The sequence below is a fragment of the Xylanimonas protaetiae genome, from assembly GCF_004135385.1.
Lineage (GTDB): Bacteria > Actinomycetota > Actinomycetes > Actinomycetales > Cellulomonadaceae > Xylanimonas > Xylanimonas protaetiae.
Genome location: NZ_CP035493.1, coordinates 3,473,143 through 3,490,658 on the forward strand (window position 1 = coordinate 3,473,143; position 17,516 = coordinate 3,490,658).

The 17,516-nt window shown below is 74.2% G+C and carries 15 protein-coding genes, 1 pseudogene and 2 CRISPR repeat arrays (1 of these 18 running past the window's edge); of the genes and pseudogenes, 13 read left to right on the top strand and 3 right to left on the bottom strand.

Annotated elements, in window-relative coordinates; genetic code table 11:
* The first annotated feature begins 19 nt into the window (after positions 1–19).
* From ET471_RS16170 to paaZ, 7 genes are all read left to right on the top strand, one after another.
* Entirely contained in the window at positions 20–979 is a 960-nt protein-coding gene (locus tag ET471_RS16170) for an iron chelate uptake ABC transporter family permease subunit (protein ID WP_129190001.1), read from the top strand.
* Positions 976–1,776, top strand: coding sequence for an iron ABC transporter ATP-binding protein (locus tag ET471_RS16175; RefSeq protein WP_129190002.1), 801 nt, complete (start codon positions 976–978; stop codon positions 1,774–1,776). The genes ET471_RS16170 and ET471_RS16175 overlap by 4 nt, the downstream gene beginning before the upstream one ends.
* Before the next feature lie 129 nt (positions 1,777–1,905).
* Positions 1,906–3,105, top strand: a complete 1,200-nt coding sequence (locus ET471_RS16180) for a thiolase family protein (protein ID WP_129190004.1) — start codon at positions 1,906–1,908, stop codon at positions 3,103–3,105.
* Entirely contained in the window at positions 3,105–3,854 is a 750-nt protein-coding gene (locus tag ET471_RS16185; RefSeq protein ID WP_129190006.1) for an enoyl-CoA hydratase/isomerase family protein, read from the top strand. The genes ET471_RS16180 and ET471_RS16185 overlap by 1 nt, the downstream gene beginning before the upstream one ends.
* On the top strand, positions 3,851–4,771 hold the full coding sequence (locus tag ET471_RS16190; RefSeq protein ID WP_129190008.1) for a 3-hydroxyacyl-CoA dehydrogenase family protein: 921 nt from the start codon (positions 3,851–3,853) through the stop codon (positions 4,769–4,771). The genes ET471_RS16185 and ET471_RS16190 overlap by 4 nt, the downstream gene beginning before the upstream one ends.
* Positions 4,768–5,181, top strand: coding sequence for a PaaI family thioesterase (locus ET471_RS16195; RefSeq protein ID WP_129190010.1), 414 nt, complete (start codon positions 4,768–4,770; stop codon positions 5,179–5,181). The genes ET471_RS16190 and ET471_RS16195 overlap by 4 nt, the downstream gene beginning before the upstream one ends.
* Entirely contained in the window at positions 5,178–7,280 is a 2,103-nt protein-coding gene (gene paaZ, locus ET471_RS16200; RefSeq protein ID WP_129190012.1) for a phenylacetic acid degradation bifunctional protein PaaZ, read from the top strand. The genes ET471_RS16195 and paaZ overlap by 4 nt, the downstream gene beginning before the upstream one ends.
* 102 nt (positions 7,281–7,382) lie before the next feature.
* Here paaZ and ET471_RS16205 read toward each other — a convergent pair whose 3' ends face one another.
* From ET471_RS16205 to paaI, 3 genes are all read right to left on the bottom strand, one after another.
* Positions 7,383–8,027 carry a TetR/AcrR family transcriptional regulator gene (locus tag ET471_RS16205; RefSeq protein ID WP_129190014.1) on the bottom strand — a complete coding sequence of 215 codons (645 nt, stop codon included), beginning with the start codon at positions 8,025–8,027 and terminating at the stop codon, positions 7,383–7,385.
* Positions 8,028–8,097: 70 nt separating this feature from the next.
* Positions 8,098–9,357, bottom strand: coding sequence for a phenylacetate--CoA ligase PaaK (gene paaK, locus ET471_RS16210; protein ID WP_129191086.1), 1,260 nt, complete (start codon positions 9,355–9,357; stop codon positions 8,098–8,100).
* 149 nt (positions 9,358–9,506) lie between these two features.
* Positions 9,507–9,938, bottom strand: a complete 432-nt coding sequence (gene paaI / locus ET471_RS16215) for a hydroxyphenylacetyl-CoA thioesterase PaaI (RefSeq protein ID WP_242496331.1) — start codon at positions 9,936–9,938, stop codon at positions 9,507–9,509.
* Between the two features lie 154 nt (positions 9,939–10,092).
* Between paaI and paaA the strand changes: the two genes are divergently transcribed.
* From paaA to ET471_RS16245, 6 genes and pseudogenes are all read left to right on the top strand, one after another.
* On the top strand, positions 10,093–11,145 hold the full coding sequence (paaA, locus tag ET471_RS16220; RefSeq protein WP_129190016.1) for a 1,2-phenylacetyl-CoA epoxidase subunit PaaA: 1,053 nt from the start codon (positions 10,093–10,095) through the stop codon (positions 11,143–11,145).
* Entirely contained in the window at positions 11,142–11,447 is a 306-nt protein-coding gene (gene paaB, locus ET471_RS16225) for a 1,2-phenylacetyl-CoA epoxidase subunit PaaB (protein ID WP_129190018.1), read from the top strand. The genes paaA and paaB overlap by 4 nt, the downstream gene beginning before the upstream one ends.
* Positions 11,444–12,214: pseudogene (gene paaC, locus ET471_RS16230) on the top strand (1,2-phenylacetyl-CoA epoxidase subunit PaaC); the annotation flags it as partial. The gene paaB and the pseudogene paaC, both read left to right, overlap by 4 nt.
* A gap of 217 nt (positions 12,215–12,431) precedes the next feature.
* On the top strand, positions 12,432–12,866 hold the full coding sequence (gene paaD / locus ET471_RS16235; protein ID WP_242496332.1) for a 1,2-phenylacetyl-CoA epoxidase subunit PaaD: 435 nt from the start codon (positions 12,432–12,434) through the stop codon (positions 12,864–12,866).
* Complete coding sequence (paaE, locus tag ET471_RS16240; RefSeq protein WP_129190022.1) at positions 12,866–13,975, top strand: 1,2-phenylacetyl-CoA epoxidase subunit PaaE; 1,110 nt, start codon at positions 12,866–12,868, stop codon at positions 13,973–13,975. The genes paaD and paaE overlap by 1 nt, the downstream gene beginning before the upstream one ends.
* 7 nt (positions 13,976–13,982) lie before the next feature.
* On the top strand, positions 13,983–14,771 hold the full coding sequence (locus ET471_RS16245; protein ID WP_129190024.1) for an enoyl-CoA hydratase/isomerase family protein: 789 nt from the start codon (positions 13,983–13,985) through the stop codon (positions 14,769–14,771).
* 128 nt (positions 14,772–14,899) lie between these two features.
* Positions 14,900–16,148: a CRISPR direct-repeat array (repeat unit 28 nt; unit sequence GGCTCACCCCCGCCTACGCGGGGACCAC).
* A 90-nt stretch (positions 16,149–16,238) separates the two neighbouring features.
* Positions 16,239–17,516: a CRISPR direct-repeat array (repeat unit 28 nt; unit sequence GGCTCACCCCCGCCTACGCGGGGACCAC); it runs 7,722 nt beyond the window's last position.

The following is a 17,516-nucleotide window of genomic DNA, read 5'->3' on the forward strand; positions in this document are numbered from 1 at the left end:
CCTCACCCTGACAGCAGGCGTGCGCAACGGCCGTCGCACCGCCGTCGTGCTCACGATCCTCGGCGTCGCCGCCGTCGTCGTGGTCGTCGCCTACCTGACCGTCGGCGTGCGCGCCGGGTGGGGGTTCGTGCTGCCGTTCCGCGGGCGGCGGGTCGCCGCGATGCTCGTCGTCGGCGTGGCCGTGGCCGCCTCCACCGTCGCGTTCCAGACACTGTCCGGGAACCGCATCCTCACGCCGTCGATCATGGGCTTCGACGCGCTCTACCAGGCGATCCAGACCGCGCTCGTCTTCGCCCTCGGCACGGCCGCCGTGACCGGCATCGGGCCGCTGGGGCACTTCGGGATCGCGCTCGCGGTCATGCTCGCGGCCTCGCTCGCCCTGTTCTGGGGCCTGTTCGGCGGCGCGCGACGGTCGCTGCACCTCGTGCTGCTCGTCGGCGTCGTGCTCGGCACGGTGCTGCGCGCGCTCACGCTCATGCTGACGCGGCTCATGGACCCCGACTCCTTCCACGTGCTCCAGGGACGGCTCTTCGCCAGCTTCTCCGCCGTGGACGAGCGGCTGCTGCTCGTCGGGGCCGTCGTCGTCGCCCTGGGCACGGCCGCGCTGTGGGCGCTGCGCCGCCGCCTCGACCTGCTCGCGCTCGGCCGCGACACCGCCGTGTCGCTCGGCCTCGACCACCGCCGCACCACGCTCGCGGTGCTCGGCCTCGTCGCGCTGCTGGTCTCGACGTCGACGGCGCTGGTCGGGCCCATCACGTTCTTCGGGCTGCTCGTGGCCCACCTCGCGTACCGGGCCGTGCGCACGCACCGGCACGCCGCCACGGTGCCCGCGGCCGCGCTGCTCGCCGTCGTCGTCCTGGTGGGCGGGCAGAGCGTGCTCGAGCACCTGCTGCGGCAGGCCACCGTGCTGTCCGTCGTCATCGAGTTCCTGGGAGGGATCGTGTTCCTCGTCCTGCTCGTGCGGGAGGGCCGGCGATGACGGTCCTCGACACCGCCGCGCACGACACGACCGCCCGGGAGATCGACGTCCGCGGCGTCACCAAGCGGTACGGCACCACGGTCGTCGTCGACGACGTCGCGCTGCGTCTCCCGGCGGGAGGCGTCGTGTCCGTCATCGGCCCCAACGGGGCCGGGAAGTCGACGCTGCTGGGCGTGGTCGCGCGCCTGCTGCCCGCCGACGTCGGCAGCGTCCTGGTCGACGGCGACGACGTCGCGACGACGAAGGGCGACGTGCTCGCCCGGCGGCTCGGCATCCTCAAGCAGGACAACCACCTGGCCGTGCGCCTGACCGTGCGCGACCTCGTCACGTTCGGCCGCTACCCGCACACCCAGGGCCGCACCACGCCCGACGACCACGCGCACGTCGACGCCGCCCTGGCGTACCTGGAGCTCACCGACCTCGCGCACCGCTACCTCGACGAGCTCTCCGGCGGGCAGCGCCAGCGCGCGTTCGTCGCGATGGTGCTCGCGCAGGACACCGACTACGTGCTGCTCGACGAGCCGCTCAGCAACCTCGACCTCAAGCACGCCCGCGCCATGATGCGGCTCGCGCGCCGGGCCGCCGACGAGCTCGGCAAGACCGTCGTCGCCGTGCTGCACGACGTCAACTTCGCGTCCTGCTGGTCCGACACGATCGTCGCGATGCGCGACGGCCGCGTCGTCGCGCACGGCACGCCGGAGGAGGTCGTCACCGAGGCCGTGCTGCGCGAGGTGTACGACGTCGACGTGACGATCCACGAGACCGCCGGGCGCCGGGTGGCGCACTACTTCGCCTGACCGGGGCGGCCCGGATGCTGACGGCCCGTTGCTTCCCTTCCTGCGCTGTGGCAGCATTACTACCCGAACGGTCGGTCACTAAATACGTGCGGTGACCGCGAGCGACGGACGACGTGGTCAGGAGCTGAGATGGTGGAGGCGTTTCTCGTCTCGGGTGCGCGGACACCGGTCGGGCGGTACGGCGGTGCCCTCGCGGGCGTCCGCCCCGACGACCTGGCCGCGCTGGTGGTGCGCGAGGCCCTGCTGCGCGCCGGGCTCGACCCGGCAGCGCTGGGCGACGACGTCGTCGACGAGGTGATCCTCGGCGCCGCGAACCAGGCCGGCGAGGACAACCGCAACGTCGCGCGCATGGCCGTGCTGCTCGCCGGGCTGCCCGACTCCGTCCCCGGCATCACGGTCAACCGCCTGTGCGCCTCGGGCATGTCCGCCGTCGCGATGGCGGCGCAGGCGGTCCGCGCCGGCGACGCCGACCTGATCGTCGCGGGCGGCGTCGAGTCCATGACGCGCGCCCCCTGGGTCCAGGCCAAGCCCGAGAAGGCCTACGCCAAACCCGGCGACCAGTACGACACCTCGATCGGCTGGCGGTTCCCCAACCCGCGCCTGCTCGCCCGCGAGAAGGCGACGTTCTCCATGCCGGAGACCGCCGAGGAGGTCGCCCGCCGCGCCGGGATCACCCGCGCGGAGGCCGACGAGTTCGCCTACCTCAGCCAGCAGCGCGCCGCGAAGGCCGTGGACGCCGGCCACTTCTCCGCCGAGATCGTGCCCGTGCCGACGCGCGCCGGCGTCGTGGACGCGGACGAGACGCTGCGCCGTGAGACCACGCGCGAGGGCCTCGCGGCGCTCCGCCCCGTGGTGCCCGGCGGCTCCGTCGTCACCGCCGGCAACTCCAGCCCGCTCAACGACGGCGCCTCCGCGCTCATCGTCGCGAGCGCCGCCGCCGTCGAGCGCTACGGCCTGGTGCCGCGCGCCCGCCTGGTCGCCTCGGCGTCCGCGGGGCTCGCCCCCGAGATCATGGGCCTCGGCCCCGTGCCTGCGACCCGCAAGGTCCTGACCCGCACCGGGCTGGGCGTCGGCGACCTCGGCGCCGTCGAGCTCAACGAGGCGTTCGCGACGCAGTCCATCGCCTGCATGCGCGAGCTCGGGCTCGACGCCGAGCGGGTCAACGCCGACGGCGGCGCCATCGCGCTCGGCCACCCGCTGGGGTCGAGCGGCGCGCGCCTGCTCGTCACGCTCATGGGCCGCCTCGAGCGCGAGGACGCCCAGTACGGCCTCGCGACCATGTGCGTGGGCGTCGGGCAGGGCGCCGCCACGATCCTGGAGCGCGTCTGATGGCGGCGTCCCCCGCTCCCCTACGCGTCGAGCACCAAGCCGACCGCGTCGTCGCGACGCTCGACCGGCCCGAGGCCCGCAACGCCATCGACCAGGCCATGGTCGACGCCCTGCACGCCCTGTGCGCCGGGCTCGAGGTGGAGCCCCGCACGCTGATCCTCACGGGGGCGGGCGGCGTCTTCGCGGCCGGCGCCGACATCGCGCAGCTGCGCGACCGGCGCGCCCCGGATGCGCTCGCCGGCATCAACACCACCGTCTTCGAGCGCATCGCCGCCCTGCCCATGCCCGTGATCGCGGCCGTCGACGGCTACGCACTGGGCGGCGGCGCCGAGCTCGCCTACGCCGCCGACATCCGCATCGGCACGCCCGCGCTGCGCCTGGGCAACCCCGAGACCGGGCTCGGCATCATCGCCGCCGCCGGGGCGAGCTGGCGCCTGCCGCAGATCGTCGGCCACGCCCGCGCGGCCGAGCTGCTGCTCACGGGCCGCACGATCGACGGCGCCGAGGCGCTCGCGATCGGCCTGGTCAGCGCGCTGCACCCCGCCGACGGGCTGCTGGCGGCCGCGCACGCGATCGCCGACCGCATCGCCGCGAACGACCCGCTGGCCACGCGCCACATGAAGACCGCCCTGGCGGCACCCCTCGAGCAGCACCCCCGGGTGGACCTCGAGCTCCAGGCCGAGCTGTTCGAGAGTCCCGAGAAGCACCGCCGCATGACGGCGTTCCTGGAACGGAGGTCCCGCCGATGAGCGGACAGGTCCCTGAGCACGTCGGCGTCCTGGGCGGGGGCCGCATGGGCTCCGGCGTCGCGCACGCGTTCCTGCTCGCCGGCGCCACGGTCACGATCGTGGACCGCGACGACGCCGCCGCGGGCGCCGCCCGCGACCGCGTGGTGCGCGCCGTCGAGCAGTCGGTGGCCCGCGGGACCACCACGCAGACGGCCGCGACGCTCACGGCACGGCTGCACGCCGGCACCGACGTCGTCGCGTTCGCGCCCGCCAGGCTGGTGGTCGAGGCGGTTCCCGAGGACGTCGGCCTCAAGACGGCCGCGCTGCGCCGCGTCGAGGACGTCCTCGCGCCGGGTGCCGTCCTGGCGACCAACACGTCCTCGATCTCGATCGACCTGCTGGCGGACCACGTGCGCCGGCCCGAGACGTTCGTCGGCATGCACTTCTTCAACCCGGTGCCCGCGTCGGCGCTGGTCGAGGTGGTGCGCGGCGCCGCGACGTCCGACGAGACGACCGACCGGGCGCGCGGCTGGGTCGAGGCGATCCGCAAGACGGCGGTCGTCGTGAACGACGCGCCCGGCTTCGCGTCCTCGCGCCTGGGCATCGCGATCGGCCTGGAGGCCGTCCGCATGCTCGCCGAGGGTGTCGCCGGCGCCGCCGACATCGACGCCGCGATGACGCTCGGCTACAAGCACCCCGTCGGGCCGCTCCAGCTCACCGACCTCGTCGGCCTCGACGTGCGCCTCGGCATCGCCGAGTACCTCGCCCGCGAGCTCGGCCCGCGCTTCGAGCCCCCCGCGCTGCTGCGCGCCCTGGTCGCCGCGGGCCACCTGGGCCGCAAGTCCGGCCGCGGCTTCTACGTGTGGCCCGACGGCGGCGCGCCCACGCCCGCCGACCTGACCGGCCTGGCCAGCCTGACCGGGCAGGCCTCGCGATGAGCGCGCCCTCCGACACCTGGACCATCGAGCTCGGCGAGCTCGACGCGGCGATGGGCGTCGAGGTGCTCGAACAGTCCGCCGAGCGCGTGGTCGCGCGCATGCCCGTCGCCGGCAACCGGCAGTCGTTCGGGCTGCTGCACGGCGGCGCGAGCGCCGCGTTCGCGGAGGCGCTCGGCTCCTGGGCCGCCGTCATCCACGCCGGACCGGGCCGCACCGCCGTCGGCGTCGACCTGTCGGCCACGCACCACCGCTCCGCGCGCGACGGGTACGTCACGGGCGTCGCCACCGCGGTGCACCGCGGCAGCACGCTCGCCACCTACGAGGTGGTCCTCACCGACGACGACGGCCGCCGCCTGTGCACCGCCCGCATCACCAACCTCATCCTCGACAAGAAGGAGCAGGCAGCATGAGCGCCGTCCCCGTCGTCCCCTCGTACGTCCAGGACGCCTGGTGGACCCCGACGCCGGAGGCGGCGACCGACGCCGTCGTCGTGCGCGACGCCTCGACCGGCGAGCCCGTGGTCCGCGTCTCGGCGACCGGCCTCGACCTCGCCGCGGCCGTCGCGCACGCCCGCACCGTGGGCCAGCGGTCTCTGGGCGCGCTGACCATCCACCAGCGCGCGCTGCTGCTCAAGCAGTGCGCCCTCGCCCTCACGGAGCGCAAGGCCGAGCTCTACGAGGCGTCGGCCTGCACGGGCGCGACCGCGCGCGACTCGATGGTCGACGTCGACGGCGGCATCGGCGTGCTGTTCACCTACTCCTCGAAGGGCCGCCGCGAGCTGCCGAACGCGAACGTCGTCCTCGACGGCCCCGCCGAGGTCCTCTCGAAGGACGGCTCGTTCCTGGGCCGCCACGTCTACACCCGGATGACCGGGGTGGCCGTGCAGGTCAACGCCTTCAACTTCCCCGTCTGGGGCCCGCTGGAGAAGCTCGCGCCGGCGTTCCTCGCGGGTGTGCCGACGATCATCAAGCCGGCCACCCCCACGGGCTACGTCACGGAGGCGTGGGTGCGCATCCTCGTCGAGTCGGGCCTCCTGCCCGCCGGGTCGCTCCAGCTCGTCTCCGGCTCGGCGCGCGACCTGCTCGACCAGCTGGACCTCAGCGACTCCGTCGCGTTCACGGGCTCGGCCTCGACCGCCGCGCGCCTGCGCGACCACGTCGCCGTGACGGAGCGCGGCGTGCGCTTCACCGCCGAGACCGACTCGATCAACGCGTCCGTGCTCGGCCCCGACGCCGTCGACGGCACGCCCGAGCTCGACGCCTTCGTGGCACAGGCCGTCACGGAGCTGACGACCAAGGCGGGCCAGAAGTGCACCGCCATCCGCCGCCTCATCGTGCCCGAGGCGCTCGCGGACGTCGTCGTCGAGCGGCTGCGCGAGCGCATCGCCACCAAGGTCGTCGTCGGCGACCCCCGCGCCGCCGGCGTCACCATGGGGCCGCTCGCCTCGACCGGCCAGGTCGCCGAGGTGCGCCGCCAGGTCGAGCGGCTCGTCGCGGACGGCGCGTCCGTCGTCATCGGCGCGGTGCCGGGCAGCGCCCCCACGGTCGTTCTCGGCAACGGGACCACGGGCACCGCGCCCGACGGGGCCTTCGTGACGCCCGTCGTGCTGCGCGCCGACGCCGCCGGCCCCGGCGCCCTCGTGCACGAGGTCGAGGCGTTCGGCCCCGTCGCCACCGTCATCACCTACGCCACCCTCCCGGAGGCCGTCGCCCTGGTGAACCGCGGCGGGGGCTCGCTGGTCACGTCCGCGGCCACGCACGACCCGGCCGTCGCCGTCGAGCTCGTCACGGGCATCGCGGCCGCCAACGGCCGCGTGCTGCTGCTCGACCGCGACGACGCCCGTACCTCGACGGGCCACGGCTCCCCCGTGCCGCACCTCGTCCACGGCGGCCCCGGCCGCGCGGGCGGCGGCGAGGAGCTCGGCGGCGTGCGCGCCGTCTTCCACTACATGCAGCGCACGGCCGTGCAGGGCACGCCCCGCCTGCTCACGGCGCTCACGGGCGTCTGGCACCCCGGCGCCGCGACCGTCGACGACGGCGAGCACCCGTTCCGCAAGTCGCTCGCGGAGCTGCGCGTGGGCGACCGCGTGGTGTCCGGCTCGCGCACCGTGACGCTGGCGGACATCGAGACGTTCGCGCACTTCACGGGCGACACGTTCTACGCCCACATGGACGAAGAGGCCGCCGCGGCCAACCCGTTCTTCCCCGGCCGGGTCGCGCACGGCTACCTGCTCGTCTCGTGGGCGGCCGGCCTGTTCGTCGACGCCGCCCCGGGGCCGGTCCTGGCGAACTCGGGCCTGGAGAACCTACGGTTCGTCACGCCCGTCTCCCCGGGCGACGCCATCCGCGTCGAGCTGACGGCCAAGCAGGTCACGCCGCGCGAGACGGAGGAGTACGGCGAGGTCCGCTGGGACGCCGTGCTGCGCAACCAGCGCGACGAGCTCGTCGCGTCCTACGACGTCCTCACTCTGGTGGCCAAGACGCGCGTCCCGGAGCCGGCGCTGCGCTGACCACCCCGCAAGGACCGCCTGCCCCCGGCGCAAGCTCTGTCGAGCGACTCTGAATGTCCGCGGTTCCGCCGTGAAACGCGGACATTCAGAGTCGCTCGCGCGTTACGCGCGCAGGCCCTGCATCGCGACGACGAGGACGTCGTGCGCGAGCTCTTCCGCGCTCTGGCCGCGGCCTGGGCGGTACCACTCGACGATCGAGTTGATCATCCCGAACAGCAGGCGCTCGACGACGCGCGGGTCGACGTCGGACCGCAGCGACCCGTCCTCGACGGCGGCGACCACGAGCTCCTGGACGCGGTTGTCGAAGGCGCGGCGGCGCGCGAGCGCCGCCCGCTCGACCTCGGTGTTGCCGCGCACGCGCAGCAGCAGAGTGACGAACGGCAGCTTGTCCACGAGCACGTGGACGGCGCCGCGCAGCACGTGCTCGAGCCGGTCCGCGGCGGGGCCGTCGGGGGTGGCGTCGAGCACCGCGTCGAGCGCGTCGAGCGCCTCGCCCACCGCCAGCTCGAGGATCTCCTCCTTGGCCGTGAAGTGGTGGTAGAGCGCCGACTTCGACAGCCCGAGCCGCTCGGCGAGCAGCCCGACGGACGTGGCGTCGTAGCCGTACTCGTTGAACGCGTCGACCGCAACGTGGAGGATCTCCTGACGGTCGTACCCGGGGCGGCCCCGGCGGGCGGGCTGGGCCGTGCTGCCCTGGTCCGCGCTGCTCGTGTCTGCGCTGCTCCGACCTGCGCTGCGTGCTGCCATGGTGGACAGTCTCGCAGCGCGCACGGCCGCCGCGACGGCACGCCGGTCGCGTGCCGCCGCGGCCGGCGCGTCAGGCACCGCGCAGGTCCCGCACGCGCGCGAGCTTGCCCTCGGAGCGGGGCAGCGCGCCCGGCTCCTCGATGCGGACGGCGACGCTGGAGCCCACGAACTCCTTGATGCGGTGCGCGAGCACCGTCCCGGCGGCCTCGCCCGCCTCGCGCGACAGGTCGGGCTGCCGCTCGACGCGCACCGTGAGGGCGTCCATGCGCCCGTCGCGCGTCAGCTCGAGCAGGAAGTGCGGCGTGAGCTGCGGGATGCCGAGCACGAGCTCCTCGATCTGCGTGGGGAACACGTTGACGCCGCGCAGGATGATCATGTCGTCGTTGCGTCCGGTGATCCGCTCGATGCGGCGCATGGCCGACCGGCCGGTGCCGGGCAGCAGGCGCGTGAGGTCGCGCGTGCGGTAGCGCAGCACGGGGAACGCCTGCTTTGTCAGCGACGTGAACACGAGCTCGCCGAGCTCGCCGTCGGGCAGCCGCTCGCCCGTCGCGGAGTCGACGATCTCGGGCAGGAAGTGGTCCTCCCAGACGTGCGGGCCGTCCTTCGTCTCGACGGTCTCGCACCCGACGCCCGGTCCCATGACCTCGCTGAGCCCGTAGATGTCGACGGCGTCGATCCCCATCCGCTCCTCGAGCTCGGCGCGCAGCTCGTCCGTCCAGGGCTCGGCGCCGCAGATCGCGACCTTGAGGCTGGTCGACCGCGGGTCGATGCCGGCGGCGGCCATCGCGTCGGCGATGGTGAGCAGGTAGGTGGGCGTGCACAGGATGGCGTCCGGCTCGAAGTCCTGGATGAGCTGGACCTGCTTGGACGTCTGCCCGCCCGACATGGGGATGACCGTGGCGCCGAGCTTCTCGACACCCGCGTGCGCGCCGAGCCCGCCCGTGAACAGGCCGTAGCCGTACGCGTTGTGCACGCGCCAGCCGCGCCGGACGCCCGCGGCGCGCAGCGAGCGGGCCACGAGCCCGGCCCACGTGTCGAGGTCGCCGTGCGTGTACCCGACGACGGTGGGCTTGCCGGTGGTGCCGGACGACGCGTGGATGCGGGCCACCTGGTCGCGCGGCACGGCGAACATCCCGAACGGGTAGTTGGCGCGCAGGTCGGCCTTGGTGGTGAACGGCAGCCGGACGACGTCGTCGAGCGTGCGGATGTCGCGGGGGCGCACGCCGGCCTCGTCCAGCTTCTGCCGGTAGTGCGGGACGGCGTGGTAGGCGTGGGCCACCGTCTCCTGGAGGCGCTCGAGCTGGAGCTCCTCGATCTGCTCGCGCGACATCAGCTCCTCGGGGTCGAGGCCGGACTCGTAGGCGGCCAGCGGGTCGTCCGAGGCGCTGGTCCGGAGGGACGTCGCGAGCGGCGCCGCGTGGGTGCTCGCGAGGGTGGCGGAGGTCGTCGTCGACACGTGCTCTCCCGGGTGCTCGAAGGTCAGATGGACAGGACGCGGTCGGTGGTGCGGCTGCGGCCGCGGAACTCGGCGACGACCTCGCCGTCGTCGGTGGTGACGGTGACGTCGTAGACGCCGGAGCGGCCGCGGCGGGCACGCCGCACGGCCGTGGCGGTCAGGACGTCGCCGACACCCGTCGGGGCGAGGAAGGCGATGTCCCCGCCGACCGCGACGGTGACGTGCTCGTCCTCGTTGCACGCGACGGCGAACGCGGTGTCGGCGAGCGTGAACACGACGCCGCCGTGCGTGATGCCGAACCCGTTGGTCATCACGTCGGTGACGCGCATCGTGAGCACGGCGTGGCCTGGGGTCTCGGTGACGAGCGTGATGCCCAGCAGGTCGCGGACGCCGTCGGCCCGGAGCATCGCGCGGATCTCGGGCCGGACTGACGGTGGTGTGGCGGTCTCCGTCACGGTGCCTCCTCGTTGAGAACAGACGAACTGTACGGGATCGAACTGGCGACTTGTCACCTCCCGTGTGACCCACACTATACTGACCGAACGATCGGTTGGTAAGATGACGACGAGTCAGATTTCCCACCACCCCGCCCAGCCCTTGGAGTCGACGATGACGACAACGACGAGCGAACCGGCGCCGCCCCCCGGCGGGCAGCCCCTCGACGCGCAGCCCTCGGCCGAGCAGCCCTCGCCCGAGCAGCAGGCGTTCGACGCGCTCATCGCCGCCGACGCCCGCATCGAGCCGCGCGACTGGATGCCCGACGCCTACCGCCGCACCCTGGTGCGCCAGATCTCCCAGCACGCGCACTCCGAGATCATCGGCATGCAGCCCGAGGCGAACTGGATCACCCGCGCCCCCAGCCTCAAGCGCAAGGCGATCCTCATGGCCAAGGTCCAGGACGAAGCCGGCCACGGCCTCTACCTGTACTCGGCGGCGCAGACGCTCGGCACCTCGCGCGAGGAGATGCTCGACGCGCTGCACGCCGGCAAGGCCCGCTACTCCTCGATCTTCAACTACCCCACGCCCACCTGGGCGGACATGGGAGCGATCGGCTGGCTCGTCGACGGCGCCGCGATCTGCAACCAGGTGCCGCTGTGCCGCGCCTCGTACGGGCCCTACGGCCGCGCGATGGTGCGGATCTGCAAGGAGGAGTCCTTCCACCAGCGCCAGGGCTTCGAGATCCTCCTCGAGCTCTCGCGCGGCACCGCCGAGCAGAAGCAGATGGCCCAGGACGCCGTGAACCGCTGGTACTGGCCCGCGATCATGATGTTCGGCCCGCCCGACGACGAGTCGCCCAACTCGCGGCAGTCGATGGCGTGGAAGATCAAGCGCCACTCCAACGACGAGCTGCGCCGCCGCTTCGTCGGAATGCTCGTGCCGCAGATCGAGGTGCTCGGCCTCACGCTGCCCGATCCCGGCCTGCACCTCGACGAGGAGAGCGGCCAGTGGGAGCCCGGCCCCATCGACTGGACCGAGTTCCACGAGGTCCTCGCCGGCCGCGGCCCCATGAACGCCGAGCGCCTGCGCCGGCGCAACCAGGCGCACGACGACGGCGCCTGGGTCCGCGAGGCCGCCGCGGCCTACGCGCGCAAGCAGACGAAGCGCCAGGCCACGGCCGGCGCCCACGACCACGACCACGACCACAAGGAGGTGGCGGCATGACCACGCCGGGCTACTCGGACAAGGAAACCTGGCCGATGTGGGAGGTGTTCGTCCGCGCCGGGCGCGGCCTGTCCCACGTGCACGTCGGCTCGCTGCACGCGCCCGACGCCGAGCTCGCCGTCCGCAACGCGCGCGACCTCTACACGCGCCGCCGCGAGGGCGTCTCGATCTGGGTCGCGCCCGCCGACGCCATCACCACGAGCGACCCCGCCGTGCGCGACGAGTGGTTCGAGAGCCCCGCCGGCAAGAACTACCGCCACGCCGTCTACTACACGCACGCCGAGGGGGTGCCGCACCTGTGAGCACCGCACCCAAGGCAGCCGACGACGTCCACGGCTCCGTCGCCGTCGACCAGGTCGACCTCGACCCCGAGCTGGTCGGCGCCGGAGGCTCCCCCGCCGACGCCGACGTCGCCGAGTACGCGCAGTGGCTGGGCGACGACGCCCTGGTCCTCGCGCAGCGCCTCGGCGCATGGATCTCCCGCGCCCCCGAGCTCGAGGAGGACGTCGCGCTCGGCAACATCGCGCTCGACCTCCTCGGCCACGCCCGCTCCCTGCTCCACCACGCGGGCACCGCCGACGGGCGCAGCGAGGACGACCTCGCCTACTTCCGCGACGAGCCTGAGTTCCGCTCGTGCTGGCTCGTCGAGCAGCCCAACGGCGACTTCGCCGTCACGATCGCGCGGCAGCTCGTCGCCGCGACCTGGATGCGCGAGCTCTACGAGCGCCTCCAGCACTCCACCGAGCCCACGCTCGCCGCGGTCGCCGCCAAGGCCGTGCGCGAGGTCGCCTACCACCGCGACCACGCCGTGCAGTGGACGCTGCGCCTCGCCGGCGGGACGGACGAGTCGCACCGCCGCATGGTCGCAGCGCTCGCTGCGGTCTGGCCCTACGTCGACGAGCTGTTCGCCGACACCCCGCTCACCGACCGCCTGGGCGACCGCGGCGTGCGCCCGTCGGCCCTGCGCGAGCCCGTGCTCGCCATGCTCCACGCCGTGCTCGCCGAGGCCGGCCTTTCCGTGCCGGACGTGCCGCCCGCCCCCGGCGGCGGCCGCGCCGGCCGCCACAGCGAGCACCTCGGCTACCTGCTCGCCGAGATGCAGGTGCTGGCCCGCCGGCACCCGGGGCATCGTGGTGAGCGTCGTCGCGGCAGCGCCCCGGGACGTCGTCGTGACCGGCGCCCCGCCGCCGGCTCCTGCCGCGACGAGCGCAGGCCCGTCGCGGCGACCCCGCGACGGCGCCGCGTCCCGCGCGTGGGACGTCGCCGCCGCCGTCGTCGACCCCGAGGTGCCGGTCCTGACGATCGAGGACCTGGGCGTGCTGCGGTCCGTCACCGTCTCCGACGACGGCGACGCCGTCCGCGCCACCATCACCCCGACGTACAGCGGCTGCCCCGCCGTCGACGCCATCCGGTCCGACGTCGGCGCGGCGCTGCGTGACGCCGGCTACCGCGAGGTGCGCGTCGACGTCGTCCTCGCCCCGGTGTGGACCACCGACTGGATGACGGACGCGGGCAAGCGCAAGCTGCGCGAGTTCGGCATCGCACCGCCCTCCGGCCGGGCCGCCGTCGGCGGTCCCGTCCCCGTGACCCTCTCCGTCCGCTGCCCGCGGTGCGGCTCGCTGTCCACGCGCGAGCTCGCCCGCTTCGGTTCGACGTCGTGCAAGGCGCTCTACGAGTGCACCGCCTGCCTCGAGCCGTTCGACTACTTCAAGGTGCACTGATGCCCTCCACCACCACGCCCGTCCGCCGCCGCGCGCGCTTCCACACCCTCCGGGTCGCGCAGGTGCGGCCCCTGACCAGCGACAGCGTCGAGGTCACGTTCGCCGTGCCGGACGCGCTGCACGGCGAGTTCGACTACGCGCCGGGCCAGTACGTCGCGCTGCGCGCCCACCTCGACGGGCACGAGGTGCGCCGCAGCTACTCGCTGTGCCGTCCGCCGGAGCCCGGGGCGCTCTCCGTGGCGATCAAGCGCGACGAGGGCGGCGTGTTCTCCACCTGGGCGAACGACGAGCTCACCGCGGGCACCGAGATCGACGTCATGAGCCCACAGGGCACGTTCACCAGCACCCTCAACGACCTCGGCGGCAAGCACCTGGCCGGCATCGCCGCCGGCTCGGGCATCACCCCGCTCATGGCGCTCGTGCGCACCACCCTGGAGTCGTCGCCGACCGCGCGCGTGTCCCTCGTCTACGCCAACCGCTCGTCGCTCGACGTGATGTTCCTCGAGGAGCTGGCCGACCTCAAGGACCGCTTCCCCACCCGCTTCGCGCTGCACCACGTGCTCACGCGCGAGCAGCGCACCGCCCCCCTGCTCTCGGGCCGCCTCGACGGCGAGCGCCTCGACGCCGTCCTGCACGGCCTGGTCCGCCCGCAGACGGTCGACGAGTGGTTCCTGTGCGGCCCGATCGGCCTGGTGCAGACCACCCGCGAGGCCCTCGACCGCGCCGGCGTCGACCCCGCGCACGTGCGCTACGAGCTCTTCACCACGGGCGAGCCCGGCGGCGGTCCGCGCCGCGCCGCGCCCGCGACGACGCCCGACGACGGCGCCCGGTTCACCATCGACTTCACGCTCGACGGGCAGTCCGCCCGGGTCGAGACGCCCGTCGACGCGCACGAGTCGATCCTCGACGCCGCGCTGCGCGTCCGCCCCGACACCCCGTTCGCCTGCGCGGGCGGCGTCTGCGGCACGTGCCGCGCCCGCGTCATCGAGGGCAGCGTGCAGATGAAGGAGAACTACGCGCTCGAACCCGACGAGATCGAACGCGGCTACGTGCTCACCTGCCAGTCCCGCCCGACGACACCGTGCGTCGTCGTCGACTACGACGCGTGAGGTCCCGATGATCCGGTCCACGATCGACGACGACGTCGCCGAGATCGTCCTCGACGCCCCCGGCCGCCTCAACGCGCTCGACGAGGACGGGCTCGCCGAGCTCGACGAGGCCGTCGCCGAGGCGAGGCGTGCGCGCGCGCGAGCCCTGCTGCTGCGCGGCGAGGGCCGGGCGTTCTGCGCCGGGCGCGACGTCTCCGCCGTCGACCCCGCGACCGACGACGCGCTCGGGTTCCTCGCCGGCCGCGTCGCGCCCGTCATGCGGCACCTGGCCGACTTCCCCGCCCCGACGTACGCCGTCGCGCACGGCGCCTGCCTCGGCGTCGGCCTCGGGCTGCTCATCGCGGCCGACGTCGTCCTCGTCGCCGACGACGCCAAGATCGGCTCGCCCTTCGCCGGGCTCGGCGCCACGCTCGACTCCGGCGGGCACGCCCTGTTCTACGAGCGGCTCGGCGCCCACCGCACGCTCGACCTCATCTACTCCGGGCGCTTGATGACCGGTGCCGAGGCCGTCGCGGCCGGCCTGTTCTCGCGGGTGCTGCCCGCCGGCACCGTGCTGGACGAGGCGCGCGCCGCCGCACGAGCGGCGGCGTCGGGGCCCACGCAGGCCTTCGTCGCGAGCAAGCGCCTCGTGGCGTCGCTGCGCGACCAGCGGCTCGGGCTGTGGGAGTCGATGGACGCCGAGAACCGCGCACAGGCCGTCCTCTCGGGGACCGACGACTACCGCGAGGGCTTCGCGGCGTTCCAGGCGAAGCGCAGGCCGGAGTTCTCGGGGCGCGCGACGGCGGGTGGCGTGTAGGGCGGTGTGCCCGCGGGCGGCGGGAGGGGCGCGGCCTGTGTCTGCTGGGACCAGGAAGCCAACGATCGCGACTGCTGCACGGATAGATGACTGGCTTGTGGTGCCGAGGGTCAACCGGTCGACGGTCGGCTCCCCCCCCGCCTACGCGGGGACCACTCGTTCGCGCAGATGGAACTGGACACCATCAAGGGCTCACCCCCGCCTACGCAGGGACCACCCCGTCACGCAGTCCGCGCAGACGTACGACGACGGCTCACCCCCGCCTACGCGGGGACCACCCGTGGGCGCAGCCGGTCGCGACCGCGCCGACGGGCTCACCCCCGTCTACGCGGGGACCACCCGTCGATGCGGTGCACCGGCCACATGTCGGCGGACTCACCCCCGCCTACGCGGGGACCACGCTCTTGATGCTCACGGGGAGCTCCCATCGGTGGGCTCACCCCCGCCTACGCGGGGACCACGCCTGCTCACCGGTCAGGCCGAGCGCGGCGAAGGGCTCACCCCCCGCCTACGCGGGGACCACGCCGGCACCATGATCCGCCGCCACATCAACGGCGGCTCACCCCCGCCTACGCGGGGACCACTGGCGGCTCCTGCTGGCTCGCGCCTCGGGGTCCGGCTCGCGCCCGCCTACGCGGGGACCACCCAGCGCATGACCGGGTTGCCGCCGTGGCGCAGGGCTCACCCCCGCCTACGCGGGGACCACACCGTCGCTGACGCGAAGGTCCTCGCGCCCTGGGGCTCACCCCCGCCTACGCGGGGACCACGAACGCCCCGGGGGATGCACGGCCCGCGGGGCGGGCTCACCCCCGCCTACGCGGGGACCACAACAACCTCGAGCTGCCCGTGCGTCAGTCAGTACGTCGGCTCACCCCCGCCTACGCGGGGACCACGACGGGTTGGTGTCGTTGTCGAGGTCGGCGCGGGGCTCACCCCCGCCTACGCGGGGACCACGACGGGTTGGTGTCGTTGTCGAGGTCGGCGCGGGGCTCACCCCCGCCTACGCGGGGACCACGGGCACCACATCGAGACCACTGGCATGGGGCTCACCCCCGCCTACGCGGGGACCACCGCTGCTGGAGGGCGGCGACCATCTTGGACGGCGGCTCACCCCCGCCTACGCGGGGACCACGCCGTGCCCACCGCGGCGGCGCCGCACTACACGGGCTCACCCCCGCCTACGCGGGGACCACTCTCGGGTGGCCGGCACGGGCTGCGCCGGAGTCGGCTCACCCCCGCCTACGCGGGGACCACGGGCGCTCATGCGTCGTCTCCGGTCGAGAACGTGGCTCACCCCCGCCTACGCGGGGACCACCCGAGCCAGGGCCCGGCCGTGTGGGCGTAGACGGGCTCACCCCCGCCGACGCGGGGACCACCTGTGGTACTACGACCATTCCCACGGCAAGGAGGGCTCACCGCCTACGCGGGGACCACCCGCCGAGGCCGCGGCCCGCGACGATGATCGCGGGCTCACCCCCGCCTACGCGGGGACCACAGAGGGGGTTTCATGCATCACCTGGTGGCCGAGGGCTCACCCCCGCCTACGCGGGGACCACGCGGAGGCGTCGACCCAGGTCACCACGTTGTTGGGCTCACCCCCGCCTACGCGGGGACCACGCGGAGGCGTCGACCCAGGTCACCACGTTGTTGGGCTCACCCCCGCCTACGCGGGGACCACGCCCACGCCGAGGAAAGGGCTGGCGGCGTCACGGGCTCACCCCCCGCCTACGCGGGGACCACTGGACGGTGCTCTGGCCGAACGCGTTCGTCGCGGGCTCACCCCCGCCTACGCGGGGACCACGGCGGTGAAATACGGCTGCGGCTGACCCCGACGGGCTCACCCCCGCCTACGCGGGGACCACTGCCCGCGCAGAGGAGCTCCGGCGGTCCACCACGGCTCACCCCCGCCTACGCGGGGACCACCCACGCGCGGGAGCTCGGGCTCGGCTAAGAGCGGGCTCACCCCCGCCTACGCGGGGACCACGACCACGTCGCGGGCGAGCACCGCCACGCCACCGGCTCACCCCCGCCTACGCGGGGACCACCACCGCGGCGTCGCCTACCTGCTCGACAGCGGGGGCTCACCCCCGCCTACGCGGGGACCACACCGCGCGCCCGGCCCGCTTGGTCACCTGGGCGGGCTCACCCCCGCCTACGCGGGGACCACGCTGCGGCGCTGACTCGCAACTCGGACACCTCGGGCTCACCCCCGCCTACGCGGGGACCACGGCACGTCGAACTCGTGCCCGGTCTCGGTGTCCGGCTCACCCCCGCCTACGCGGGGACCACTCACCGCGGCCAAGTCAGTGCTCTGGGACGAGGGGCTCACCCCCGCCTACGCGGGGACCACTCGTCGGTGAGCCGACCATGTGCGAGGACATCGGGCTCACCCCCGCCTACGCGGGGACCACACGAGCTGCGCGTCGAAGCGACGCTCGCGCCCGGGCTCACCCCCGCCTACGCGGGGACCACTCCGGGACTCGGGTGCCCCTCGTGGCCGAAGGCGGCTCACCCCCGCCTACGCGGGGACCACTCAGGTCCGTCCGGCTTCGACCAGGCGCCCCCGGGCTCACCCCGCCTACGCGGGGACCACAGGTCGATGACCTACGTCGTCGTCTGGCCGGCGGGCTCACCCCCGCCTACGCGGGGACCACTTGTGCGCGGTCGCCGCGTTCGCCGCCGTACTGGGCTCACCCCCGCCTACGCGGGGACCACGAGCTTGACCTTCGCCTCGGCGAACCGGTC